This window comes from Sellimonas caecigallum, from assembly GCF_019754295.1.
GTDB classification, from domain to species: domain Bacteria; phylum Bacillota; class Clostridia; order Lachnospirales; family Lachnospiraceae; genus Sellimonas; species Sellimonas caecigallum.
Map to the genome: position 1 here is coordinate 108042 of NZ_VIRV01000002.1, position 26086 is coordinate 134127.

Consider the following 26086-nt stretch of genomic DNA (forward strand, 5'->3'; position numbering starts at 1 on the left):
GTTTTTTCAGAATAAAAAGGATACCCCTTCTGCTTTTCGCATCAGGGATATCCTGTCTTAAAACGTTGTTTGTTTTAGCCCTTGATACCAGACTGTGCAACACCTTCGATAAACTGTTTCTGGAAGATGATAAATACGATGATCATCGGAATAACCGCCAGCACCGCACCTGCCATCTGTACCGGATAGTTTGTCGCATACTGTCCTTTCAGAAGAGACAGAGATGGTGCAAGTGTCATCTTCTGTGGGTCTGTATTTACAATTAACGGCCACATAAAGTCGTTCCATGCAAATCTTGCTGTAAAGATTACCAATGCTACAATACCTGGCTTTACAAGCGGAAGCATGATCTTTCCAAAAATCTGGAATCTGTTGCATCCATCCAGAAGAGCCGCCTCTTCCAGTTCTTTCGGCAAGGACATAAAGAACTGCCTCAGAAGGAACGTACCGAACGCACTGAACAAGTGCGGAAGGAACAGACCAGGAATGGTATTTGTCAATCCCAGATTCTGGATGATCAGGTACTGAGGGATCAAGAAGATCTGCCCAGGAACCATCAGAATCGCCAGCAAGATCAGGAAAAGCGCATTTTTAAATGGAAATTCAATTCTTGCAAATCCATATGCAGCCATTGTACAAAATGCCACCTGGAATAAAACAGTCAACACTGTGATAACCACTGTGTTAAGATAAATTTTTGCAAACGGTAATACGTCAAATACATATTTGTAGGATTCCGTATTTAAACTTTCTGGAAGAATTGTCGGCGGTATCTTCATAGATTCCGGCAATGTCTTAAACGACGTAAAAATCATCCAGAGGAATGGGAATACTGTGATCGCAATACCAGCAATCAAAATAATATGTATTATTAAATGGCCTCTAGCCCTTGATGTTTTCACGATATCTCATCCTCTCTTTTAATCGTAATTTACCCATTTCTTCTGTCCCCAAAGCTGGAACACTGTAATGATCATGATGATCACAAACATGAAGATAGAAATGGCTGCCGCATATCCCTTATATCCATAAACGAATGCGTTCTGGTAGAATAATACGTTCACAGTCTTCACTGCGTTGAATGCCGGGTTCTTATCCATATCGATCATCATGTAGAGTGTATCGAATACCTGGAAAGCACCGATCAGTCCTGTGATTGTTACGAAAAAGATCGTAGGAGATACAAGCGGGATCGTAATTTTGAAGAACCTCTGCACCGGTCCGGCGCCGTCGATCTCTGCTGCCTCATAATAGGATTTTGACACTCCCTGCATACCAGCAAGAAGGATGATCATATTATATCCGGCACCGCTCCATATACCAACCAGCATGACGCAGAAGAGCGCTGTGTCCGGGTTTGTCAGCCAGCTTTGTCCCTCGATTCCAAAAACGCCAAGGATTTCGTTTAAAATACCGTAATCTCCGTTGAAGATCAGTTTCCACACGAGGGCTACCGCTGCCGCCATTGTGACTGACGGCAGGAAGTAGATCGTTCTGTAAAGTCCTTTCCCTTTTATTTTGGAATTCATGAATGAGGCCAATACCAGCGAAATAATGAGTCCTATCGGCACTGTGATAATCGCATACAGGAATGTATTCTTCAATGCCAACAGAAGATCCGGTTCATGAAACAACTGTTTGTAGTTCTCAATCCCATTGAATGTTGCCATATTAAATTTGTTTACATCGTTAAAACTGAACCAGAAGTTCTGAAGAAACGGGAACACATAAAATATGAACAACCCGATTGTAACCGGTGCAATGAAAAGATAGCCTGCAACCCAGTCTTTTTTCTGGCGTCTTGTAGCTTTTTTCTTCACTGCTTTTGTATTTGCTTTACTCATAGTATCACCTTAATTATTTAGAATTCATTTTTTCAAGGATTGGATCCTGTTCTTTTGCAATGTTCTTGCATGCTTCTTCAAGGCTGATCTCGCCTTTCCAAGCTGGTTCAAGGTATTTCTTTTCTACCTGGCTAAGTTCGGATGTCACTTTGCAGTGCGGCAGCAGTTCTGCGTTTGCTACGTTGTCAAGGAATACCTGGCAGTCTACTTCATCGTGTGCATCAACAAAGTACTGCTGGCAGTCGTTTCTTGCAGAGATACATACACCAGATTCTCCCTGGATCTTCTGAGCTTCTTCGCTTCCTAACCACAGTGCGAAATCTTTTGCTTCTTCTGGGTGTTTTGTGTTAGCGGATACAGAGAATGCCAGACCGTTGATGATGTCTGTGTCTTTTCCGTTGAATGTAGGTCTCTTTGCAATACCATATTTTCCTTCCAATGTATTATTGTAGGAAGTGATCATGTAGTTACCGGAGAAGTACATTGCAAGCTGTCCGCCCTGGAACATAGCGTCTGGATCTGTGTCTGCCATCTGCTGCAGTGTCGGTGAAAGTCCGTCTAATACAAGGTCAAGCCACGGCTGTACAGCATCGATTGTTGCCTGTTCGCCCCATCCGGATTTTTCATTTCCTTCGCTCAGGAGATATCCGCCGTTAGCAAAGACAGAAGAGATATATGTTGTCTGTCCGGAGTTTCTGTTGATTGCTGTCGGGTATACACCTTCGCCTAAGCCTGCTGCCTGCAGATCTTCACATGTCTTGCGGAAATCTTCGAATGTCCATCCGTCCTGCGGATATGCCACGCCTGCTTTGTCAAAGATTTCTTTGTTGTAGAATACTGCGTTTGTATCGAAGTCTTTCGGGATTCCGTACAGTTTTCCGTCTACTGTGTATCCGTCTACCAGCGGAGCCGGGAAGTTTTCGTTGATCTTCAGATCAGATTCTGCTTCTGCTTCTGTCAGATCCATGAGGATACCAGCATCTGCGTATTCTTCTACGTGAAGAACGTTCATTGTGATGATGTCCGGAGCGCTTCCGCCTGTTGCGCTTGCTTCCAGTTTTGTCCAGTATTCGGACCATGTTGTCAGCTGAGTCTTAACAGTTACATTTGGATGCTCTTTGTTGTAAGCTTCAGCCATTTTTTCCATAACCGGCTGCTGGTCAGAGTCCCATACGCTCATGACAAGCTCTACTTTTCCATCCTTGCTTTCTCCGTCTTTTCCGCCGCATCCTGCCAGAAGGCCTGCGCCTAAGACTGCTGTTAACCCTACTGCTGTGAGTCTTTTCAGATTCTTTCTCATAATACATCTCTCCTTTTCTTTTTGGGTTTCTCAGTTCTCGCATATATATGAAACGGGTCTGCCCGTTTACATATCCTTTTTATCAACTGCGCATGCTGTCGATTTCTACTACCGCACCGTCGTGCAGCCTTGATTTCTCCGCTGCCAAAGCACAGTAGTGACTTTCCACAGATTTTTCCAGTGAGGTAATGGATGCGCTCTCTTCTCTGTTTCCAAGAAGAATATCAATGAATTCCTCTACCATCACATTGTCTCCGCCGCCATGTCCGGAAAAATCATCGGACAGACTTGCTACATCGATCTCCTCGTGGGTAATGTTTTTGTCAAACATATTGACTTCAATCACATTTTTCTTGATGTCGTCCCCATTCATATTGACGATCAGTTCGCCTTTTGTTCCATAAAATCTTGCATACCTTGCGATGTCTGCTGAAAGTCCGCACATCGTAAAACTCATGGTCGATCCATCTGTCATGTTCAGATTGACTACCTGATGATCTACCACATTGTTATTGCAGTGGTAGACGCATCTGCCATAACGTCCCGTGCGGATCGCATCCATGATGCTTTCTTCTGTCGGCACCGGTGCAAGTACATCCAGCGGCCAGATCCTGCGTCCATTGTTGTATCCGACAATTTTGTTGTCCATGTAAATGGCTTCTGCATCAAACGGGCAAGTATCTTTTGCCTTGCATCCGTCCAGGCATCTCTTAGCGCATCCTTCCGGTGCATTCTCTTCTTTAAAGAGATATGTGCTTCCGTAGGAAGATACTGACTTGCATTTCTTATTGGCAAGCCACAGATAAAGATCCATGTCATGACAGCACTTCTGAAGAATCATCGGGCTTGTCTCATCGGAATTAGCCCAGTTCCCGCGAACAAAGCTGTGAGCCATATGAAACCATCCAACATTTTCCACAGCCATGATGGAAACGACGTCTCCGATCTTTCCGGAATCTAATATCTCTTTTACCTTGCGGTAGATTGGTGTGTATCGAAGTACGTGACATACAACAACTTTTCTGTCGCATTCTTTTGCGACTTTTACAATTTCCCTGCACTCATCGAGATCCGGGGAAATCGGTTTTTCCAACAGAAGATGATATCCTTTCTTAAGTGCTGGAATCGCATGTCCCACATGCTGACGGTCCTGTGTGGTAATAAACATCACATCGGCCAGTCTGTCTTCTTTGAGCATTTCTTCTGCGCTGGAATAGCAGCGTTCCTCCGGTATGCCATACTCCTCTGCCACCATCTTGACTTTTACCGGGTCGATATCCGCGATCGCCACAATCTGCATTTTATCTGGATACAGTTTTGCAGCTTTTGCGTAAACGTCCTTTCCTCTGCTTCCAAGTCCAGCCAGTGCAACTGTAATCTTATTGCTCATGCTGCCACCTGCTTTCTTTTTTATTGGATTTGTAAATTTCTACTATCGATGTAACTAATTATATATTTTTTTATGCATAAATGCTTTTCCTTTTGTCCTCTTCTCTTGTCATATTGTCCTTCTTTTGTTCTCTTTGCATAATCAAATTTCTTTTCTTTTGTTTTCAATGTACATTTTGACAACTATATTCCCCCTTGTTTTGTCGCATTAGCACAATAAAGTGGGGCTCCATACATTTTAATGCATAGAACCCCTTTTTTTCTTCCTGTTTTTATCTATTCCAACTATTTATCTGTACAACTCACACTGACAACCATTTTACTGGATTTCATATGTTTGTTTTTCAAAGTCAACGGTTACTTGTGTTCCGTCTGAGAAAGTCGTCCGCTGAACCATTGGATTTCCGCCTACCATCTCATGGCGTACCATTTCACATTTGGCCACTTTTTCATGGAGATCCGATACCACTTTGGAACGTCTGATATCTTCTTCCAGCTTCAGTTCGATTCCATCATCAAAAGCGCCGTCAAAATTCGGGTATGCCGCATCCCGGATCAAATACGGTGCACCGCCGTTCAAGAGGGCGTAGAGCATATAGTCTTCTTCCTCACTTACCTTATCCATCATCCAAGGTTCGATGACACAGTCATGATATACAAGGTTGTAAAGCGGTACCGGGATACCCTGCTTTGGTTCTCCTGGCTTGCGCAGCATGAAATCATACGGCGCATAGTGACAGAAGACAAGGCTTGGCACTGCCCAGTCGCTGACTTCCTCTGAGCTTGGGAGGATTCCCTGTGACAGAAGATATTCAAAACATGCACAGCGATATTCATAACACTCTCTTCTCGTCATGCGGTGGTGCGGATTGTCACACTCATCCCCTTCATTACATGTAAATACATCCAGATATGCCCCGTCAAGATCGATGCCGTTCTTTTTGAGCTCCTGAAAATTGCGTTTTACATAGTACGGAGCCTGAGTAGCGCACAGATAAGACTGCGGTCCGCCAGCCCATCTCTGATGCTGTGGGATCGTTCCGTCTGTAAGGCGGCACGCATACTCCTCATCAAAACTTGGAGCCGCCAGATAATAATCGCGGTACTGGTCGTGAATACCGAACATGTAGCCGCACTCGTGCATCGCATCTGCCAGGGATTTCATTCCTTCCCATCCGCCTGCCTCTTTGCATGCCGGAAGATAGTCCGGATGCTGGTTGTCATATCCCGGCTGCGCCCATCCATCCAGATGGAGATACAGCTTCTTTACCCCCAGATCATGCAGGTGCCGGATTTCTTTTTCCCGCTGTGCGAATGTCGTGAGATGGTTATTCTTCTCCGGATTTTCCGGATCGTAGAAATCGGAATTTGGCTGCACCTGCGTCTTAATTCCTTTATGTACGAATGCGCATCCGATAAGGTCATTGACGGATCCATTGCGGGCTGCCTTTTCTTCCAGCGTGCGGAGTCTTCCCTGCTCATTCACGTATTTTCTGTACACTTTGCAGAGATCGTTGTAATCACAGTCTGAAAGGAATGTGTATCTCATCACTCTGCGGTAATCCATTTTTCCAAGACTCGGCTCAAAACGGACGCTGACATGTGTGTACGGTCCTTCCGCCGGATGGCATGCCTGGTATCCTGCATTCCACGGTGTCACACAGACAGCGATATATCCTGCCCTGTCTCTTACCTGGCCAAACCACGGCATATATCCTCCTGCTGTCCCGAAGAACCCATCGAAAATGACCGGCTTTAACTCCTCTTTCCACGTATTCGGGATCAACATTCCCTGTTCCTGATTCAGAAGCGTATACCAACTGTCTTTTGCCTCCTCAAACTCCATCTCGCCCGGCCAGAGTACTTTCTGTACACACAGTCCTTCCTCACACACCGGGATCCATTCGAAGTAGACATGTCCTGTCGCTTCTTCCACCCATACGTTTGTCTCAAAGGCATACGGAATCTGGGATCCGTCTTTTACAAACCCTTCGTATCGGCTGCGGATTCCTGCCCCTGTTCCACATTCGTACTTTTCATGGGAAACCTTTTTGGCATCCCGAAAAAATACTTCTCCATCTTCACAGACGATTTTCGGTTCGTAATCTTTGGACCATTTCCACATTTCCTGATCTTTCTCCACTGCAAAAGACAAAGTGTTTTCGTCAAAATGAAGTGTTGTACCGTTTTTTGTTAAATCGTTCATTCCAGTTTCCTCTCTTTTTGTCTATTTTGTCCAATCTGCTTCTATTGTAATCTTTATTATATATGCTTTTGTATAAACACGCTTGTTCTTTCGTCTATATTTCTTGTCATATCATCCGACTTCTGCTAAAATATTTCCAAAGGAGGCCCTTACATGACATATATAAAAACTTATCTAAAAAAAGATATAGTAATCAATTCCATCATCACAATTCACTATTTTGAATATATGAAAGACTTTGTCTTCCAGGGAGAATCCCATGATTTCTGGGAATTTCTCTACGTAGATAAGGGAAGCGTCATAGTCCAGTCCGGCGAGGAGCACCTGCTTTTGAACACCGGAGATATTATCTTCCATGCTCCTAATGAATTTCATTCGATCCGTTCAGTGGGAAATGCTTCTCCGAATCTGGTTGTCATGTCTTTTATCTCCCACTCTCCGTCCATGAATTTCTTCCAGAAAAAGCGTTGTACTTTAAATATGGAAGAGCGGACACTTGTCTCCCACCTTCTGAGCATCGCGCGAGAAACCCTTGCGACACCGCTCAACCTGCCTTCCATCGAGCAGGTCAAACTGAAAGATAAAATTAGTTTCGGTTCCGAACAGCTTATCCTTCTTTATCTTGAGTTATTTCTGATCACAGTCGCCAGAAATCATAAAGGAAAGGACGATATTGCACCGAAATCTCCTCCGAAGATTTCCCCGGAACGGGCTCTCAGCAAAAGCGAACGTACCACAAAGATCATCCAGTATCTGGAATATCATATTTGCGAACATCTTACTCTGTCCGATATATGCGAGGCACACTCCTTAAGTCGTTCAGCGCTCCAGTCCTTGTTTCACAAGGAAAAAGGCTGCGGTGTAATGGAGTATTTTAATAATATGAAGATACAGCGAGCGAAAGATATCATTCGGGACGGAACAATGAATTTCACGGAGATCGCATATTTTCTCTCCTACAGTTCCCTTCAGTATTTTTCCCGCCAGTTCAAACGGATTACCGGCATGTCCCCGCTTGAGTATTCTTCCTCTGTCAAGGGAATCAGCCAGTCTTTGCGTCCAAAAGATACGGGGGGGGGTATTTAAAAACCCCTCCCCGCATTTTATTTACCTCTTCTGTTTTTCAATTCCTGCTTTACAAATTTCGTCCCTGGTATTGTATCGTTACGACGTAAACCACTTTGTTGATTTCATCCATTCGGAATATGACAATATAATTATCAACCTGACCTTTTGCATTTTCTGGTGCCAGTTTTTCGTTTGCAATATATTGATAAATACCATCTAATTCACGTATAGCTCTTGGGTTGATTTTTACTTTGTATTTATCCAAAATACTTTTTCTCCAGTTCTTTAAAAACTACCTCTGCGTCAACTGCTTCCGCTCCATTTAACAATTCCTGCTCTGACTCACAAATAGCCTGATCAATACGGTTGATCTTTGCAAATTTATCATATAATTCGCTGCTCATTACAACCAAGTCGCTATATCCGTTTTTTGTAATAAAAATTGGCTCCTGCTTCTCGTGCGCCATGCTGGAAATCTCGTTTGTATTGCGTAAATCTTTTATAGGAAGTATAATCGGCATTATATTTCACCCCTTTCACGCCATAATTATAGCATAATTATGTATATATCGTAAACGTCCCATACACATATTCTAAAAAATAGTTTTCCTCAACTCTTGAAAAGGGCCTTGTAAATAGCTAAAAGGAGGCTCTCGGAATTTCCGACAGCCTCCTTAAAAATATGTCTGTACTTATTCTTCGTATCCGTTCGGATTTTGGCTCTGCCATCTCCAGGAGTCTTCGCACATTTCTTCCAGTCCGCGCTCTGCCACCCAGTGAAGTTCATTTTTTGCCTTTGTAGCATCGCAGTAGCATGTCGCGATATCCCCCGCACGGCGAGGTTTGATCTCGTACGGAATCTCTTTCCCACACGCTTTGCTGAATGCTTTTACCATATCAAGAACAGAATATCCATTTCCTGTTCCGAGATTGTATACGGATACACCTGCTTTTTCTTTCAGCTTTTCTACTGCGCGTACATGTCCGACAGCCAAGTCTACTACATGAATGTAATCGCGCACTCCTGTACCGTCATGTGTGTCGTAATCGTTTCCAAATACGCCAAGACATTTTAACTTGCCGATAGCAACCTGTGTGATATATGGGATCAGGTTGTTCGGAATGCCTTTTGGATCTTCGCCGATCTTTCCGCTCTTATGCGCCCCGATCGGATTAAAGTAACGCAGAAGTACTACGTTCCATTCCGGATCCGCCGTGTGAAGGTCTGTCAGGATCTGTTCCAGCATCCACTTTGTCCATCCGTAAGGATTTGTACATGTTCCCTTCGGACATTCTTCTGTGATCGGAATAAATGCCGGGTCCCCGTAAACTGTTGCGGAGGAACTGAAGATAATGTTCTTCACGCCGTGATTTCTCATCACATCGCAAAGCACAAGCGTTCCTGCAATATTGTTGTCATAGTATTCGATCGGTTTCACAACGGATTCGCCTACCGCTTTGAGTCCTGCGAAATGGATCACAGACTCTACGTCTTTCTCCTGTTCGAATACCGCGTTCATTGCTTCTTTGTCGCGGATATCCACTTCATAAAATTTTACGCTTTTTCCTGTAATCTCTTCCACTCTTCTGAGGGACTCTTTGGATGAATTATATAAGTTGTCTACAACTACAACGTCGTATCCTGCATTCAAAAGTTCCACACAAGTATGGCTTCCGATAAATCCGGCTCCCCCTGTTACTAAAATAGACATGTCATTTCCTCCTCCTGGCACAATCGCTCTTGTTTCCCGTCTATTATATCACAACCTCAGATGTTATGACTGATATTTTTTTACGATTTCCTGCATCGTATCCCATTTTGCTTCCATATCTTCCACCAGCTTAAACTGTGTGCGGCATCTGTCAAGGTTATGACCTTCTCTGTGGATCTTGAAGTAGTGATCGCCTTCCAGATAGTCTGTGAGGAAGCGCATACCGCATTCGAATGTCATGACCTTTGCACCCATCGGAAGCAGTTCTACTTCTTTCTTCGTAAGTTTGCCGCCGCATCCTTCCATGAAACCTTTCACATACAGATCAAAAAGTTCCATGCTGCAGGATACTTTGCTCAGATCCTGTTCGTCTTCTGCCGCTGTGCTTGCGCCAAAACGGATGGAATCGCCGAAGTCGTTCATTGCAAGTCCCGGCATAACAGTATCCAGGTCGATGACGCAGATTCCTTTTCCTGTCTTGTTGTCGATCATGATATTGTTCAGTTTTGTATCATTGTGTGTAACACGCAGCGGGATCTCTCCTTTTTCCAAAAGTTCCCCAAATACATTTGCCACATCTTCATGGGCAAGGACAAAATCGATCTCTTTCTTTACGCTTGCCGCGCGGCTGCACACGTCTTTTTTCACTGCTTCTTTAAATACCTGGAATCTAGCCTTCGTATCGTGGAAACCTTTGATCGTCTCATGGAGTGTGTCGGCCGGATAGTCAGCAAGCAGTCTCTGGAAATGTCCGAATGACACTGCGCTCTGGTAGAAATCGTCCGGTTTCTCTACTTTGTCATAGCTTGTGGCGTCTGTGATGAATTTGTAAGAACGCCAGTAGTCGCCTTTATAGTCCACAAAGTACGGTTTTCCGTCCACCGCACGGATAACATTTAATGTCTCTCTGTCCGGATCCCCGCCATTTTCTATGATCTTTTTACGGAGATAGGATGTCACGGAAATGATATTTTCCATAAGTTCCACCGGATTTGTAAAAATCTCGTTGTTCATTCTCTGAAGAATGACACGGATTTTTCCCATCTCTGCAATTTCAAAAGTCAAAAGGTATGTATCATTGATGTGTCCGCTCCCGTATGGTCTCTGGTCCACCAACATTCCTTCGTACTGAAAATTTGCGATTGCTTCATCGATCTGAGCCTGATTTACACGTTTCATTTGATTATTCCTCCCACAGTTTCTGCGGATATACTCCCGCGTCTTTTAATTCCTGGATTGCATTTTCCACAACCGGCTTGTCTTCTTTGTATGTCACACCATACCACTTATCTTCGGATTCCAGCACAGTTACTGTCGCACGTTCCTGTCCGAGAAGGTCACTTACAACTGACGGCAGGAAGTACTCACATTTCATCGGGTTTTCCTTGAGACCTTTTTCCAGGAATGCAGGGAATCCTGCTTTGATCTCGTCGAGGATACTCCTTGTGAATCCCCACATGTTCATGGATACGAGTGTGTCTGGATCAACGGATACCCATGTCTGTCCGTCATCTTCAGAATATGCGATACCGCCGTCTCTCTTTTCGATCCTTGTACGTTCGTTGACCTCCACAAGTTCTTTATCAGAATTGATCTCACAGATTCCCCTTGCCACATGTCCATTGTCTGTCACTGTATTTTTCAGACGATATCCTACCATTGTGTAACGGTATTTTTCATCGTCTTCATGTGTCGTAAGGAAATTGTAGATAGTTTCAAATGCATGACGTCCGTAGTAGTCGTCTGCGTTGATTACTGCGAACGGTCCGTCCACTTCATCGATCGCGCTCAAGACTGCATGCGCTGTTCCCCACGGTTTCACACGTCCTTCCGGCACTTCAAATCCTTCCGGAATATTGTTGAGATCCTGGAATGCGTAAGCTACATCCATGATCTTCTCCATCCGGTTTCCTACTGCTTCTTTAAAGTCTGCTTCGTTTTCTTTCTTAATAATAAATACAACTTTTTCAAATCCCGCACGTTTTGCATCAAAGATAGAAAAATCCATGATGATATGACCCTCTTTGTCGACCGGATCAATCTGTTTTAATCCGCCATATCTGCTTCCCATTCCTGCTGCCATAATTACCAAAACCGGTTTTTTCATTGTCTTTTCCTCCTTCTTTTTCCGCTTTTCACGCGGTCATTTTCCATTTATCTCACTGCTCTTATTGTATGATAAAAACGCGGAAAAATCTTTATCTGATATTCTATTTCATTTGTACAATCTGCATTTTCGCTTTGCATTTTTGTCCTCCATGATGTATGATAAAATCAAACGAAAGAAACGGTAAGATAAAGAGAGGTGTCATCATGGAATACCAGGGTATTGTTTTCCGCAAAGAATTACAGATCAACGAAATTTTCTCCCTCCACTACTTTGAATATATGAGTGACTTTTCTTTTCCCGGGGAGTCCCATGATTTTTGGGAGTTCGTGTGCGTAGACAAGGGAGAAGTGCTGATCGGAGCCGGGGATAAGACCCATGTGTTAAAACGCGGGGAGATCGTTTTTCATGAACCGAATGAATTTCACTGGGTCAGGGCAAACGGGAGCATCGCCCCAAATCTGATCGTCATTTCTTTCTCCTGCCAAAGCCCGCTTATGGATTTTTTCCGCGGGAAGATCCTCCATGTGGACGATGCGGCGCGGGGGCTTCTGGCCAAACTGATCACAGAGGCCAATCTTTTTCTGGAAGGCAGGCTGGACGATCCATACCAGACAGTCCTTGTCGCAAAACAGGAGGCACCTGCCGCATCCGGACAGCTCATCCAGATTTATCTCGAGGAGCTTTTAATCTATCTTTACCGCAAGTACAAAGAGTTCTCCGTCAAACAACCACCGGAATCTTATGTCGGAAAACCGGATAAGACAATGAAAGAAAATACGGACACAGAAACATTCAACCGGATCGTCGAATATCTGAATCTCCATCTGTCTTCCCGCCTTACAATCGAAAAGATCTGTCGGGACAATCTCATCGGGAGATCACAGCTGCAGAAGATCTTTCAGAAAAAGAGCGGCCTTGGGATCATCGAGTACTTTTCCCACATGAAGATCGACGCCGCGAAACAGATGATGCGCACCGGAAAGATGAATTTTACCCAGATATCCGAACACCTGGGATACACATCCATCCACTATTTTTCGAGACAGTTTAAGAAAATGACCGGAATGACGCCGTCGGAGTATACCTTGTCCATCAAAGCCATGGCAGACAGAAAACTCAAATAAAAAAAGCAAAAAGCGCCTCCCGCTTTTACGCGCGGAGACGCTTTTCATTTACCGTATTATTTATACCTGTGATTATAGATAAACAAAAGTGTCAGAAGTCCGATCAGACCTACCAGTTCCATCATCAGGCCGGTTGCACTGATATTCTTTTGTCCGATGATGATCAGGGCGAGGCATACGATAAAGACAATGACCATAATTACATTTCTTACGATATTCTTATTCATTACCATTCCCCTCCTAACCTTTCAGTCCGCCGAGTGTCATACCTTCTGTCAGACGTTTCTGTACACAGATGTAGAAGATCAGTACCGGAAGCATTACGATAACAAGACCTGCGTACATGATACCATAGTTGGTCGCTGTTCTTTCTACTGCCATCAGGTTCTTAAGTCCCATCGCCAGTGTTCCGTGTTCATCCATCAATGTGTATGCGATGATGTACTCGTTCCAGAATGTAAGGAAGTTGAAAAGGAGCACTGTGATGATGCTTGGTTTTGCCATCGGGATCATGATCTTTACCATCGTCTTAAAGTAACTGCATCCGTCGATGTACGCCGCTTCTTCGAATCCCCTCGGAAGTGTCTTAAAGTAACTGCTCAGAAGATAGATCGTAAACGGCAGGTGGCAGGATGCGTAGATCAGGGCCAGTATAAACCGGTTATCCAGGAAGAACTGGAATCCAAGGGCCGTATCCCAATCGCTCAACATCAGGAAGATCGGAACTACGATGTAGTTCACATTGATAAAGAGTCCTGCCATGAAGATGATGTTCAGGATCTTGTTTCCTCTGAACTTAAATCTGGACAGTACATATGCTGCCGGAAGGGCGATCACAAGGATCAGTACCAACGCCAGCACTGTGACCAGAATTGTATTGAAGAGGAACTCTCCCATCTGGGCATCCTGGAACGCTACCTGATAGTTCTGTACAAACCATTTCTTCGGAAGTGCCCACGGATTTGTGCCTTTACCTATGAACTCAGAATTCTGCTTGAAGCTTGCCATGAATACCCAGGCCACAGGTACGATGATGGAAATCGCCAGAACGATGAGGGCTATGTAGATGACAACTTTACTTACGATATTACCTGGTTTTTTGTGTTTATTCATATCTCTGTGCCCTCCTTCCTACATTTCATAGACTTCTCTGTCTGTGATCTTGTTTACAATAGCTGCTAAAATGAACGAGAACAGGAATACGACCACGCCGATTGCCATACCGTATCCATATGCTCCGTTCCCATATGCCTGTTTGTACATATAGTTCAGGAATACTTCCGTCTTCCCGTTCGGACCTCCGTCCGTCATGATCTGTACGAACAGGAAGCTTAAGTTAATCGTACTGATGATGTAGAATGTCAAAGTTGTCCTGATATTTGTCCAGATCAGCGGAAGCGTCACTGAGAAAAATGTATGGATCTCTGATGATCCGTCCAGAGATGCCGCTTCATACAGATCTTCCGGGATCGCGGACATTCCGGACATATACATTACCATGTAGTATCCGATCGCCTGCCATACAAGAGCAAAGATGACGGAATAGATTACAATGTCCGGCTCTCCCATCCACTTGTGTGTCAGTCCGTCCAGGTGGATTGCTTCCAGGAAAGTATTGAGAAGACCGTTGCTCGGATCATAGATCGCTCCGAAGATACCGCCGATAACAACGATACTCAAAATATTCGGTATGTAGAAAATAACACGGAAGAAATTTTTTCCCTTGAATTTTCCCCGTGACAAAAGCGCTGCAAATAAAATTGCCAGCACGATCGTACAGATCATTACGAGTACGATGATCAGAATCGTGTTCTGCATGGCTTCGAGGAAGTTTTTATCTTCCATCAGTGTCTTAAAGTTCGAAAGTCCCACAAATTCGCTTGTATTCGTGATCGCGCCCATGCGGAACAGGGACATCTTAAATACATTGATCGTCGGATAGAAGATGAAGATCGCTACGAGGATCACTGCCGGCGCAAGACAGGCCAGCACAAATCTTCTCTGAGATTTCGCTCTGTTCATTTTTTCCCTCCTTCTCTTTTAAAAACGGTGAGTTGTCGCAACTCACCGTTTATTACTCTAGTATCAAATCCTGTTCGGCTTATTCCATGTTATCTGCACATTTTTTCCATGTGTCGACAAGCTGGTTCTGCCAGTCTTCTACTGTCATATCTCCAGTATTGATGGACTCTACTGCGCCGTATACATTCTTCTTCATATCGAGGCCTTCGATCGGTTTTGTTGTAGCCCATGTACCTGTTACAGATACAACGTCTTCTGCTGCGGATGCTGCATATACGTCTTTTGTTGTTCCTTCCGGAAGTTTGTCAGCTGCTCCCTTGACCGGTGCAACGATTGGTGCAGGTGTTGTCTCTTTTGTCTCTTTGTTTGTCGTTGTATTGTTTAACAGAATATCAACAACTGTATCAGAATACATAAATTTAACGAATTCTTTTGCAAGTTCCATGTTCGGAGCTTCCTTCGGGATCCACATCTGTTCTGTGAACATGTAAACAGCCTGTGTTGTATCTCCAGACCACTTCGGCGCCGGCATCATACCCCAGGAGAATTCCTTCGGTGTGGAAGCTGCCATTTCTCCGATAACCCAGTTTCCGTTTGGCATGAAAAGTGCTTTTCCGTCGATCACGTTCTGCTGGTTGATCTTGAATCCGCCGTCTGCGTTTGCATTGGCAACTGTGTCTTCCTGTGTGTAATCCGGAGTCACAAGTTTACCAAGTGTATCAAGCACTTTCTGTCCTGCTTCGGATGTCCATGTATCTGCATCGTATTTTAATGCCTTGTTGTAAAAGTCCATTCCGCCTGCCTGTTCGAGCATTGTGTACATTGTCGCATCCAGGTATCCTGCCTGCGGGAATGTGAAGAGGGAAACCCCATCTTTCTTTGCCTGGTCTCCAAGTGCAAAGAACTCATCCCAGTTTGTCGGAAGTGTGTATTTTGCATTGTCTCCTTCAAAAAGATTCTTATTGTACCAGAATCCTGTCGGTGTGTAGAAGATCGGTGCAAGATAGATTTTTCCGTCTCCGTAAGGCTGAGCGTCTGTACCATCAAGGATACCGTCGATCAGTCTGCCTCTTAACTCATCGTCAAACACGTCTGAGATGTCTTCCACTGCATTTTCTTTCAGCATGTTTTCCGTAAATCCGCTTTCCTGTCCGAGATTGTAGTATACAACGTCCGGATAATCTTTATTCTTGATGTTCTTTGTGAGATCCTGATCAAGTTCAGAAGAAATCTGCAGTTCTACTTTAACTCCTTCGTTTTCTTTTTCGAATGCTGCAGCGATATCTTTCCAGATCTGTTCTCCGTTACCACCATTGAAAGCAGCTACTTTCAGGACATTTTCGTCTCCGCTCTTGTCTGATCCGCCTTCATCATTAGACTTGCTTCCACATCCAGCCAGCGCTGTCACTGTCATGGCAGAAACAAGAGATAAAGCAACCAGTTTCTTTACCTTTTTCATTTTCATAATTAATCTCCTCTCTGCTGTCGATGCCCCCAGCTTAACTCCTTGGCACGTACGGCTGCATCACTTGCCGTACCCTTTCGTTTTATATGTCTAAATTATAGCTCGAATGCCGGGACGTTTCTATCTTTCTATTGCTCTCTTTTTTATAAATCTTGCTTTTTTTGTGCATTTTATGTATTATATTGTTAAATCATTGCCGCTTACACAAACATTTTGAACAATATAGTTATCTGTATATTTCAGGAACTTTAAAGAAATAAAGGAGAAATTGTATCTATGAGCAACAGACATTACCCTGTAAAAGAAACCGATATACGTAAACTGAACTCAAAACTGCTTTCCATTTCTTACGCAAAAGACGAAGGCGACTGGACTAATATCCTTCACACCCACCATTTTACCGAGCTTCTTCTCGTGGTAGACGGAAAAGGGTCTTTCCTTTTTGGCACGGAAAACCACCCCATCAAGCCGGGCGATCTGGTCATCATTCCACCTTACACGGAACACACGGAGCAGTCTTCCAAAGATACGCCCCTTGAGTACTATGTCCTTGGAATCGACGGAATCTCATTTATGGACTCTGCCAACCCGACCGGGCAGATTCTCTGTAACTTCAAGAACGATCCAAGTATCCTGGAGCTGTTTCGCCAGATGCTCTTTGAGATCCGAACTTTACAATATGGGTCTGAAGCAATCTGCCAGCATCTTCTGGAAATCCTGATCCTCAAGATCATACGCACGTGGAAACTCGTTCCTGTTCCGATCAGTTCCATAAAAATGACAAAAGAATGTATGCAGATCAAGGAATATCTGGACACTAATTATGCACAGCATATTACCTTAGATACGCTTACCGCCCTGACACATATGAATAAATATTATATGGTGCATTCTTTTACGAAATATACCGGGCTCTCCCCGATCCAGTATCTGAATCAGCAGAGGCTTAAGACAGCCTGCCGGCTCCTGGAATCCTTCAACTATTCCATCGCACAGATTTCTTCGCTGACAGGCTTTTCGTCCCAGTCTTATTTTACACAGACATTCCGGAAAGCTTATGGTATGACTCCCATCAAATACCGACAGACACGCAGCCTTCCGAAAAAAGAAAAAGATTGACCCTACGCCATGCCGAACTTCACAGCATTGTAGATATTGATGCAGATGATGACTGCCATCAGAAAAATGAAAAGTTTATTGACATTTTCTTCGCTGATCTTTTTGTTGATCCTGCTGCCGATAGTTCCGCCAAGGATCCCTCCAACGACCATAACGATGAAGTAAACAGCCTTCACATCCGGCACGGTCCCGGTAACGATCGTCTGTATCAGGCTTGTAATCTGCGAAAACATGATAATGTAAAGGGAACTAAGGGCCGCCTCCTTCGTGGACATGGAAAAGAAATATGCCAACACCACAAGATTGATCGGTCCTCCGCCGATTCCAAGGAAGCTGGACATGATGCCGAGGATAATACCTATGATGACACACACCCATATCTGTCGGCATTGTCTTGTCCGGATTTTGTTCTTATATATCGTGTATACAAGTGTCCCAAGTGTAATGAGGATCAATACAATGGCCTGAGTCATCCCTACAAGATTCTCATTTCCCACCGTCTTCTTCAAGGCCTGGAACATACTTTTCCCAAGGACACCTCCTACAGCAGCCCCTATGGCCAGAGCTGTGGCAATCTTCACATTGAGCTTTGTGGACTTAGCCTTGATATTTTTGTACACAGAGACCACAGACATGGCCAGCACTGTACATCCCGACAGGAAACTGATGCAGCTCACGCTCATGATCCCCGCTGCATCCAGCACCGGCTTGATGATCACGCCCCCTCCGATCCCACAGATCGATCCCACGATGGATGACAGTATACTGACCGCAAAAAATGCAAATACCATAACCATTTTTTTCTCCTCCTTCTTTGGGCACAGTTAATTTTACTATACCTCTTTCTTCTGTTTTCTTCTACCTCTTTTCTTGTCCACTTTTTTATAAATCTTGCTGTTTGTTTTTTATTTCCTGTCCTTCCTTGCTTTTCCAACCGATGTGTATTATTGTGTAGTCAGAACACACGACAGACCAAAATGAAAAAGGAGTACCAGAAAAATGAAACAGCCTAATATCATATTGATCATGACTGATCAGCTTCGCGGCGACTGTCTTGGCTATGCCGGACACCCGGATGTAAAGACTCCATACCTGGACACACTTGCATCCAAAGGAGTCTGTTTTGACCGCGCTTACAGCGCTTGTCCGAGCTGCATCGCGGCCCGCGCGGCACTCCACACCGGAATGGAGCAGAGCCACCACGGGCGGCTTGGATACGAAGACAATGTACCGTGGAATTACGCTAACACAATGGCCGGCGAACTCTCCAAAGCCGGGTACTATACCCAGTGTGTAGGAAAGATGCATGTCCATCCTCTCAGGAATTATCTCGGTTTCCACAATGTGGATCTGCACGACGGGTATCTCCACGCCGCACGCTACGGAAGTGTCCCATACCGGGAATCCCAGTTTGTTGCCGACGACTATTTTTACTGGCTGAAGCAGGAGCTTGGTGTGACAGCAGATGTGACTGACACCGGTATCGACTGCAACAGCTACCTTGCACGTCCTTGGATGCACGAAGAGAAGTATCATCCGACCAACTGGGTCACAGACCGAAGTCTCGACTTCCTGCGGCGTCGGGATCCAAACCGGCCATTCTTCCTTATGGCCTCCTACCTGCGCCCGCACCCGCCATTTGACGCCCCGCAGTATTACTTTGACCTTTATAAGGATAAACCGCTCCGCGAACCTTTCGTAGGCAGTTGGGAGACAGAAGAATACCTGAGAAAAGACGGCCGGATCTTTGACTCCAAAACCGGACCGATCGACAAAGAACTGGCTCGCCAGGCAATGATCGGATACTACGCCTGCATTACCCACCTGGACCACCAGATCGGACGTCTGATCATGGCCCTCATCGAACAGGAAGTGTACGATGATTCCGTGATCCTTTTTACTTCCGACCACGGGGAAGAGCTGTGCGACCATCATATGTTCCGGAAATCCCGCCCATATGAAGGAAGCTGCCATATCCCATTTCTTATCGCAGCCGGGAAAAATGTACTGCCGGATCTGAAATCCTCTTCCACATGCCACGCGGTCGTGGAACTCAGGGATGTCATGCCGACACTCCTTTCTATCGCCGGCGCCCAGATTCCGGACAGTGTGGACGGTTCCTGCCTTCTGCCTCTCACGGCCGATCCAAGCGCATCCGTCCGCCCTTGGCTCCACGGGGAACATTCCTACGGGGAATTTTCCAACCACTGGATCGTGACGGAGACAGACAAATATATCTGGCATTCAGCAACCGGTCAGGAGCAGTATTTTGACCTGAAAGAAGATCCACACGAACTTTGCGACCGTATCGATGATCCGGACAGACAGAATCGGATCCACGAACTTCGAGGGCATCTGATCGACTGCCTGAAGGATCGGACGGAAGGCATGAGCGACGGCTCCCGCCTGATTCCGGGGCGCCCATATCCTGTGACACTTCCACATGCTACCGCCCGCTGATAAAAAATGAAATGACAGAACACCTTAAAAAGTACCGAAAAGCATCTGCTTTACGGTACTCTTTTTGTGGCGAATCGGTTTTGTCTTTTTACATATATCTATTTTCCGCCAGCCATTCCAGCCTTCCGATGGCATACTCAAAAAATTCTGTGTACACTTCACAATAATAATTCCTGACAGTTCCCGCCTGCTCCTCACAATCCCGCTTGCATCCACCTCTGCAAAGGGGGTACCACCGACAGGATGGACACCTGTCGTCTCTCCTGGCAGGATTTTCAAAGAATGTCCCTTCCTCTTCGCGCGATGCCTGCTCCTGAAGCGCCGCAAAATCCGTCTCTTTGATATTGCCCATTCTGTATGTATCCAGCGCATAAAAATCACATGGATACACACTTCCGTCCGCTTCTACTACATTTTGCATACTGCATTTTCCATACATCGTGCACGCCTCCGGTGTCCCGCCGCGAAGCACATGCAGATAATTGTCAAACTGTCTGATATATACCAGATTCCCTGCTCTTTTATCTTCAAACCAAAGGTCAAACAATCTCTTCAGGGCATCTGCATACAACTTCGGGGGCAGAGAGTAATTTTCTTTTCCCCGTTCTCTATCCAAAGGATCCAGACAAGGGATATACTGCTGATAATATAGCCCTTTTCTCATAAAAAACCGGTAGATCGCCTCGATCTTTTCTGCCGTCTGGCGGTTGAGCACACAGAGAACATTCATATCTACCTGCTGCTTTTGCATCTTTTTTATGTTCTCAAAGACTTTTTCGAACGTACCGCTGCCATCTGAGGACAATCTGTTCTCATCATGTGTTTTCCGTACGCCGTCCAAAGATACTCCTACAAGAAAACGATTTTTTCGAAAAAAAGAAATCCATTCATCATCGATCCCATATCCGTTTGTTTGAATCGTATAAGAAACTTTTTGCCCGTTCTTTCTCTTTTCTTCCACAGTTTTTGCAAAGGTACGAAAAAATTCCAATCCGGCAAGCGTCGGTTCTCCTCCCTGAAATGCGAACACAACGTTTTGCGCACATGACAGCCCTTTTTCAATGATTGCTTCCATCACTTGCGGTTCCATTTTCCCGAGATTCCCTTCTTTCCGGTGTGATGCCTCATCTCTGTAAAAGCAATAGCGGCACCGGAGATCACATGCAGAGGATGCCGGCTTTATCAAAATCTGAATCTGCTCCATCATTTTTTCTGTCCTTTCCGTTTATAAGCCAAACCCCTGCTCTGCATCCTTGAATGACAGCGCAGGGGTTTGACCCTCTTTTATGCTATTTAAATTTCATACCAAACGATTTCATTTGCATCCAGATCCAGATCAAAACTTGTGCCGTCTCCTTTGTACACCGTTGTGCTCTGCGGTTCATACGTATTGTTTACAACACAGTATTTTCCGTTTTTCACATAAGCGTGAACTTCCACGTTGAAGTTTGTGCTGAACCATTTGTGCAGGTTTTCCTCATCGTGTGAAGACCAAATGATGGAACGGTACAGAATACGGCTGTTTTCAAAACTGTACGGGAGACCGCTGATATATACACAGCGTCCTTTTCCGAACTCGTTGACAGCCAGCTGTACTTCCTGATCTCTTTGAACAAGGATCTGAGCTCCGTCAAGGGCATAGATATTTTTCTTTCCTTCGCCAAAATCAATGTCCTTTGTACAGTCTTCTTTGATAAAGTGATCGTGTTCATCCCAGTTGTATTTGTCCACATTTAATGTGAATCCAGTCTCTTTTTCCACACCCATGATGGTCGCAAGCTGGAAGAAATGTCCTTCGTACTGATGAGCTGCCGGTTCGCCTACTCCGATAAAACCGCCGCCATTGTACACGAACTTCTTGATGGCTGTGACAATCTTCTCGTCTGTCCAGTTGTCTCCGCCTGTGTATGCTGTGTCCGCATCCCCCACATTCAGGATCACATCGATGTCATCCAGAATCGCCGGATTTTCGCGGATATCGTCAAAGCTTATAAATTTCACATCAAACGGAGCACCGCTGAGTGCCTCGATGACACCTGCGTAAGAGTAGTTCTGTTTGTAGTAGATCGCATGGTGTACCATATGATTTCCCCACGCGCGCATTTTACCCCAGCAGTTGAGCACTGCGACTTTTTTGATGCAGTACGGTGTGGTTCCTTTGATATTGTCGTATAACGTACGGAACTCTTTACATACACTTTCCACATAATCGATAAATTCCGGGAATTCCATTGCAAGTTTCAGGTAACCGCCGTATCCGATACGGTCGATCGGTTTTCTTAAGATGGCACGTCTTGCCGTTACCCAGTTGACCTTTGCCTCCTTGACCGGATCCCCGCCTTCGTGGAACGTATCCGGGAAGAAATACGGAAGGAATCTTCCCTCTGTGTATTTTACGCCTTCAATGTCGCTGATCAGCCTGAGTGTGCAGCCGTTGCCCACACTTCCAACTACCGCGTCAAGTCCGATGCTCTTGAATTCATCCATGAACGGCTCCATTCCGATCCAGTGATCGCCAAGGAACATCATGGCTTCTTTACCGCACTCATGCGTGATATCCACCATCTCTTTTGCAAGCTTGGCCACTTCTCTTCTCTGGAAAGCCTGGAAATCCTGGAATTCCTTAGATGGGATACGGTATGTATTGTTCATATACCCCTGATCGATAATATATTCCGGACGGAACTTGTACCCCACTTCTTCCTCAAACTGCTCCAGGATATATGGACTTACAGATGCAGAATATCCGTACCAGTCTACATATTTTTCTCTTGCCAACTCATCAAAAATCAGTGTGAACTGGTGGAAAAATGTCGTATAACGGATCACGTCGATATGCGGATTGTCTGCAATATATTTGCGCAGACGCTCCATAGAATATTTGTGCGTCTTCGGCTGGCGCACATCGAAAGTGATCTGCTTTTCAAAATTTGTCCATCCGTTTGTCACTGCATTATACATATGCACCGGATCCCACATGATATATGCAAGAAAACTTACCGTATAATCGTGAAATTCCTTCGCATTGTGGATCGTCACATCGCCTGTTTCAGCATTATAGCTCCACTTACCGACAGGAACAACTTCCCCTGTCGTACGATCGATCACTTCCCACCATCTTTTAATATCATCATGATCATTTACCTTCAGCATATCCGGATACAGATGGTTCATCAGATGGATAGACAGCTCGCTCTCCACCGCAGTGTAGAAAGGAGTCATGATATACATCTGCTGGATCTCATCCGGATTCGCTTTCGCCCAGGCATTATCCTTCCTCGTCGTATAATATGTAGAATAAACCTTGGCATCTACGTCCCTCAACTCTTCCGGATAATCAGTACCGTCACAGTCACGGATCGCATCCGCCCCCCAACGCTTAACCAATTCCAATGTCTCAGGAACAACATCGACATCTGTAGGTATTGTAACTCTTCCGCTCGTACACTCTTTCACGGTCATTCTCCTCTCTTTACATGTTCAACATCACTAAAATTGCTATACCAAGCTTACAAAAAAATATACAAACAGTCAATTTGCATATTGCTTTCATTTTTAGAAATCTTGCTATTTTTTGAAAACCAGTGAAAGAATCATATAAAAGATTCGTAAAAGATTCGGGGACGTGTTCCGATGCATCGGAACACGTCCCCGAATCAATTTTTTGTACCACTAACCTGTTCTGCTATTTGATTACATCTTTATACAGCTTGTGTTTTTCCAGTGCTTCTGTCATTTCTGCCATTCTGCTTGTATCGCCGATGAGGATGACTCCGCACAGTCTGTTGTTGAGGAAGTAATATTTTTGGTATTGTTTTTTCCCGGAATCTTTGAATTCGGCTGTTTTGTATATGAGATTTGGATTTTTTCCTGTATCTCCGGCCGCAAAGAGTGCGGTGTTCATGCCGTGGAAGCTGAGTGCTGCCGGCACGTGTTCATATGTGATATTTTCTCCTGCAGCCTGTGCTCCTGCGGTTTTTCCTTCTTCTACTGCCTGTGGCCAGATAGCGTAATTGATTTCCTGATATTCTGCGCAGTCGCCGCATGCGTAGATGTCTGTAATATTTGTCTGCATTTTTTCATTGACAATGACAGCCCGGTTAGTCTCAATTCCTGCCGCTTTTGCAAGTGCCGTATTTGCCCTTACTCCACAGGAAATGATGACCAGCTCTGCCGGGATTACTGTCCCGTCTCCAAGTCTTACTGCCGTAGCCGTTCCATCTCCTTCGATGGCTTCGATCTGTACTCCGGTCTGGATCTGAATTCCTTGTGCCTCGCTGATCATTTTCAGCATTTCTCCTGCTTCTTTGTCCAGCTGTCTGCCCATCAGTACCGGGGCCAATTCGAGAACGGTCACTTCACATTTTGCTTTTTTGAGTTCCCACGCTGCTTCCAGTCCCAGCACTCCGCCTCCGATAACGACGGCGTGTTTCGTATGTTTGAGACGTTCGGATACTTTTTTCGTATCTTCCAGTCTGCGGATTGCGATTACACCTTCTTGTGCGGCTCCTTCAATTGGAGGGATGAAGCATTCTGCTCCAAGTGCATAGATCAGTTTTGTATAATGGTACTTGGTTCCATCATCCAGAACAACTTCTTTTGCTTCTGTATCAATTTTGGTTACTTCATGCCCCAGAATCTGGTATACTCGGTTTTCTTCATACCAGGATGCACTTTCTACCGCAATCTGTTCTTCGTTCAGATCTGCCATAATTGATTTTGTAAGCATCGGCCTGTTGTATGTCCGGTACGGCTCATTGGAAATCATGACAATAGTTCCTGTCTTGTCCCTTTCCCGGATCGCCTGCGCCGCGTTATGACCGGCCGCCCCGTTTCCTAAGATCACATAGAAATGGTTGGTATCGTTGGAGAAATTTGTTTCTTCTGCCTCCACTTCCACAAAGTTTTCTCTTCCGACGCCGCATACCGGGCAGATATCGATAGAAGAGTCAAAGATTTCTCCGCACACAAGACATTTCACGAGCTTGCGGCTTCCTGTTGTTTTCTTCGGATTTTCCTTTTCCTGAAGAAGACAGCCAAAATTAAATCCATAATCGAAGGCATCCTGAAGCTGATTTTCATTGGGTTTAAATCGTACGCGGAATCCTTCTGTCACTTTCATGCGCAGCTGTTTGAGCCGTGTGATCAGGTGCGGCACAGCCTCGCCGCTCCATCCGTAGCTTCCGAAGGCGCTTGCCAGCTTTCCGCCGTGAGTCCCCGCAAAAATGGATGTTGTCAGATCCCAGATCGGTTTTAGTGCTTCGCCTACGATGGTCGGAGATCCGAAGAGAATGCCGTCTGCAAATCCAAGCTCCTCCAGCACCTTTGCCTGATCAGCCTCTACCATATCATAGGAACGCACATCAATATCTCCGCTTGCACGGATTCCTTCTGCGATCTTCTCAGACAGCATTTTCGTGTATCCATAGGCGCTTACATACGGGATGATAACCGTCTTGCGCGGATTTGGATTCACAACCGTGGACCATTCCTCATACGTATTCATGATAAAATCAATTTTATCATCAATTACCGGGCCATGTCCCGTGCAGATCATCGTAATGTCAAGAGGTCTTATCTTCTCCAGAGCCTTCAGCATAAACGGCTTAAACGGACCGATGATATTGTCAAAGTAGTATTTTGTGGCGCGCATATATCCTTCATGATCTGTGACCTTGCTTAAAAGTACATCTTCAAATCCGTAGTGGGAACCGAAAGAATCGCATGTCACGAGGATCTGCTCTTCCTCGATATACGTATACATCGTATCCGGCCAGTGAAGATTCGGTACAAAGAGGAAACGGAGTGTCTTATCCCCGATCTGCATCCTCATGTTGTCTTTTGCCGGAATTCCCGTAAAATCTCTGTTGACGATCTCTTTTAGAAATCCCAGGGCGCATCCTGTTCCGATGATCTTCATCCCCGGATTCAGATCCAGAAGCCGCTCCACGCTTCCCGCATGGTCTGGCTCCGTGTGCTCTACTATCAGATAATCAATCTTTTCAACATCCGTTACTTCTTTTACTTTTTCCAGATATTCATCAAACCACTTCTCTTTGGCCGTCTCAAACAAGATGGTCTTGTCCCCTGCTTTCATGACGTAGGAATTGTACGTTGTCCCAAATTCCGTGTACATGATAATGTCAAACACACGCAGGTCAGCGTCGACAATTCCAGTCCAGTAAAAATTCTTCCTTAGTTCCAGCGCTTTCATACACGCACCTCCTGTAATTTTGATAAAAATTATCATTATTGTTTTAAATTATA

The 26086-nt window shown here is 45.0% G+C and carries 22 protein-coding genes; 4 read left to right on the forward strand and 18 right to left on the reverse strand.

From position 1 onward, the window contains the following. Window positions 1–74: 74 nt before the first annotated feature. From FLB61_RS02990 to FLB61_RS03010, 5 genes are all read right to left on the reverse strand, one after another. Window positions 75–902, reverse strand: a complete 828-nt coding sequence (locus FLB61_RS02990) for a carbohydrate ABC transporter permease (RefSeq protein ID WP_221919364.1) — start codon at window positions 900–902, stop codon at window positions 75–77. Window positions 903–920: 18 nt separating this feature from the next. Next, entirely contained in the window at window positions 921–1844 is a 924-nt protein-coding gene (locus tag FLB61_RS02995; protein ID WP_221919365.1) for a carbohydrate ABC transporter permease, read from the reverse strand. Window positions 1845–1857: 13 nt separating this feature from the next. Next, entirely contained in the window at window positions 1858–3144 is a 1287-nt protein-coding gene (locus FLB61_RS03000) for an ABC transporter substrate-binding protein (protein ID WP_221919366.1), read from the reverse strand. Window positions 3145–3226: 82 nt separating this feature from the next. Continuing rightward, window positions 3227–4534, reverse strand: a complete 1308-nt coding sequence (locus FLB61_RS03005) for a Gfo/Idh/MocA family protein (RefSeq protein ID WP_087210022.1) — start codon at window positions 4532–4534, stop codon at window positions 3227–3229. Between the two features lie 318 nt (window positions 4535–4852). Further along, complete coding sequence (locus tag FLB61_RS03010) at window positions 4853–6739, reverse strand: DUF5696 domain-containing protein (protein ID WP_221919367.1); 1887 nt, start codon at window positions 6737–6739, stop codon at window positions 4853–4855. Between the two features lie 153 nt (window positions 6740–6892). Between FLB61_RS03010 and FLB61_RS03015 the strand changes: the two genes are divergently transcribed. Continuing rightward, window positions 6893–7825: an AraC family transcriptional regulator gene (locus FLB61_RS03015; RefSeq protein WP_087199950.1), complete on the forward strand. Its 933-nt coding sequence runs from the start codon at window positions 6893–6895 to the stop codon at window positions 7823–7825. A gap of 49 nt (window positions 7826–7874) precedes the next feature. Here FLB61_RS03015 and FLB61_RS03020 read toward each other — a convergent pair whose 3' ends face one another. The 5 genes from FLB61_RS03020 to FLB61_RS03040 all read right to left on the reverse strand — a co-directional run bounded on the left by FLB61_RS03020 (window position 7875) and on the right by FLB61_RS03040 (window position 11626). Beyond that, window positions 7875–8072, reverse strand: coding sequence for a hypothetical protein (locus FLB61_RS03020; RefSeq protein ID WP_087199952.1), 198 nt, complete (start codon window positions 8070–8072; stop codon window positions 7875–7877). Next, the gene (locus FLB61_RS03025) at window positions 8065–8328 is read right to left on the reverse strand and encodes a type II toxin-antitoxin system Phd/YefM family antitoxin (RefSeq protein ID WP_087199954.1); all 264 of its coding nucleotides are present in this window, start codon (window positions 8326–8328) and stop codon (window positions 8065–8067) included. The genes FLB61_RS03020 and FLB61_RS03025 overlap by 8 nt, the downstream gene beginning before the upstream one ends. A gap of 171 nt (window positions 8329–8499) precedes the next feature. Then, complete coding sequence (galE, locus tag FLB61_RS03030) at window positions 8500–9519, reverse strand: UDP-glucose 4-epimerase GalE (protein ID WP_221919368.1); 1020 nt, start codon at window positions 9517–9519, stop codon at window positions 8500–8502. Window positions 9520–9582: 63 nt separating this feature from the next. After that, window positions 9583–10698 (reverse strand): phosphotransferase enzyme family protein, encoded by a 1116-nt coding sequence (locus FLB61_RS03035; RefSeq protein ID WP_221919369.1) that lies wholly within the window; start codon window positions 10696–10698, stop codon window positions 9583–9585. 4 nt (window positions 10699–10702) lie between these two features. Beyond that, on the reverse strand, window positions 10703–11626 hold the full coding sequence (locus FLB61_RS03040) for a nucleotidyltransferase family protein (protein WP_087210032.1): 924 nt from the start codon (window positions 11624–11626) through the stop codon (window positions 10703–10705). Between the two features lie 206 nt (window positions 11627–11832). Here FLB61_RS03040 and FLB61_RS03045 point away from each other — a divergent pair, with 206 nt between their 5' ends. Further along, entirely contained in the window at window positions 11833–12753 is a 921-nt protein-coding gene (locus FLB61_RS03045) for an AraC family transcriptional regulator (RefSeq protein WP_221919370.1), read from the forward strand. Between the two features lie 56 nt (window positions 12754–12809). Here the strand turns inward: FLB61_RS03045 and FLB61_RS03050 are convergent, their stop codons facing one another. The 4 genes from FLB61_RS03050 to FLB61_RS03065 all read right to left on the reverse strand — a co-directional run bounded on the left by FLB61_RS03050 (window position 12810) and on the right by FLB61_RS03065 (window position 16240). Then, window positions 12810–12980: a DUF6903 family protein gene (locus FLB61_RS03050; RefSeq protein ID WP_204244035.1), complete on the reverse strand. Its 171-nt coding sequence runs from the start codon at window positions 12978–12980 to the stop codon at window positions 12810–12812. Between the two features lie 13 nt (window positions 12981–12993). Beyond that, a complete protein-coding gene (locus tag FLB61_RS03055; RefSeq protein WP_221919371.1) occupies window positions 12994–13866 on the reverse strand; it encodes a carbohydrate ABC transporter permease in 873 nt (290 codons plus the stop codon). An 18-nt stretch (window positions 13867–13884) separates the two neighbouring features. Then, complete coding sequence (locus tag FLB61_RS03060) at window positions 13885–14775, reverse strand: carbohydrate ABC transporter permease (RefSeq protein ID WP_221919372.1); 891 nt, start codon at window positions 14773–14775, stop codon at window positions 13885–13887. 79 nt (window positions 14776–14854) lie between these two features. Next, on the reverse strand, window positions 14855–16240 hold the full coding sequence (locus tag FLB61_RS03065) for a carbohydrate ABC transporter substrate-binding protein (RefSeq protein ID WP_221919373.1): 1386 nt from the start codon (window positions 16238–16240) through the stop codon (window positions 14855–14857). Window positions 16241–16516: 276 nt separating this feature from the next. On the opposite strand from FLB61_RS03065, the gene FLB61_RS03070 reads away from it, so the two are divergent. Beyond that, a complete protein-coding gene (locus FLB61_RS03070) occupies window positions 16517–17359 on the forward strand; it encodes an AraC family transcriptional regulator (RefSeq protein ID WP_221919374.1) in 843 nt (280 codons plus the stop codon). A gap of 2 nt (window positions 17360–17361) precedes the next feature. Here FLB61_RS03070 and FLB61_RS03075 read toward each other — a convergent pair whose 3' ends face one another. Next, on the reverse strand, window positions 17362–18150 hold the full coding sequence (locus tag FLB61_RS03075) for a sulfite exporter TauE/SafE family protein (protein WP_221919405.1): 789 nt from the start codon (window positions 18148–18150) through the stop codon (window positions 17362–17364). A gap of 208 nt (window positions 18151–18358) precedes the next feature. On the opposite strand from FLB61_RS03075, the gene FLB61_RS03080 reads away from it, so the two are divergent. Further along, window positions 18359–19819, forward strand: a complete 1461-nt coding sequence (locus tag FLB61_RS03080) for an arylsulfatase (protein WP_221919375.1) — start codon at window positions 18359–18361, stop codon at window positions 19817–19819. An 88-nt stretch (window positions 19820–19907) separates the two neighbouring features. Here FLB61_RS03080 and FLB61_RS03085 read toward each other — a convergent pair whose 3' ends face one another. The 3 genes from FLB61_RS03085 to FLB61_RS03095 form a co-directional block, all read right to left on the reverse strand. After that, window positions 19908–21026, reverse strand: a complete 1119-nt coding sequence (locus FLB61_RS03085) for an anaerobic sulfatase maturase (protein ID WP_246599084.1) — start codon at window positions 21024–21026, stop codon at window positions 19908–19910. 86 nt (window positions 21027–21112) lie between these two features. Then, the gene (gene gnpA / locus FLB61_RS03090) at window positions 21113–23281 is read right to left on the reverse strand and encodes a 1,3-beta-galactosyl-N-acetylhexosamine phosphorylase (protein WP_087210051.1); all 2169 of its coding nucleotides are present in this window, start codon (window positions 23279–23281) and stop codon (window positions 21113–21115) included. Between the two features lie 223 nt (window positions 23282–23504). Beyond that, window positions 23505–26033, reverse strand: a complete 2529-nt coding sequence (locus FLB61_RS03095; protein WP_221919376.1) for an FAD-dependent oxidoreductase — start codon at window positions 26031–26033, stop codon at window positions 23505–23507. Between the last annotated feature and the right edge of the window lie 53 nt (window positions 26034–26086).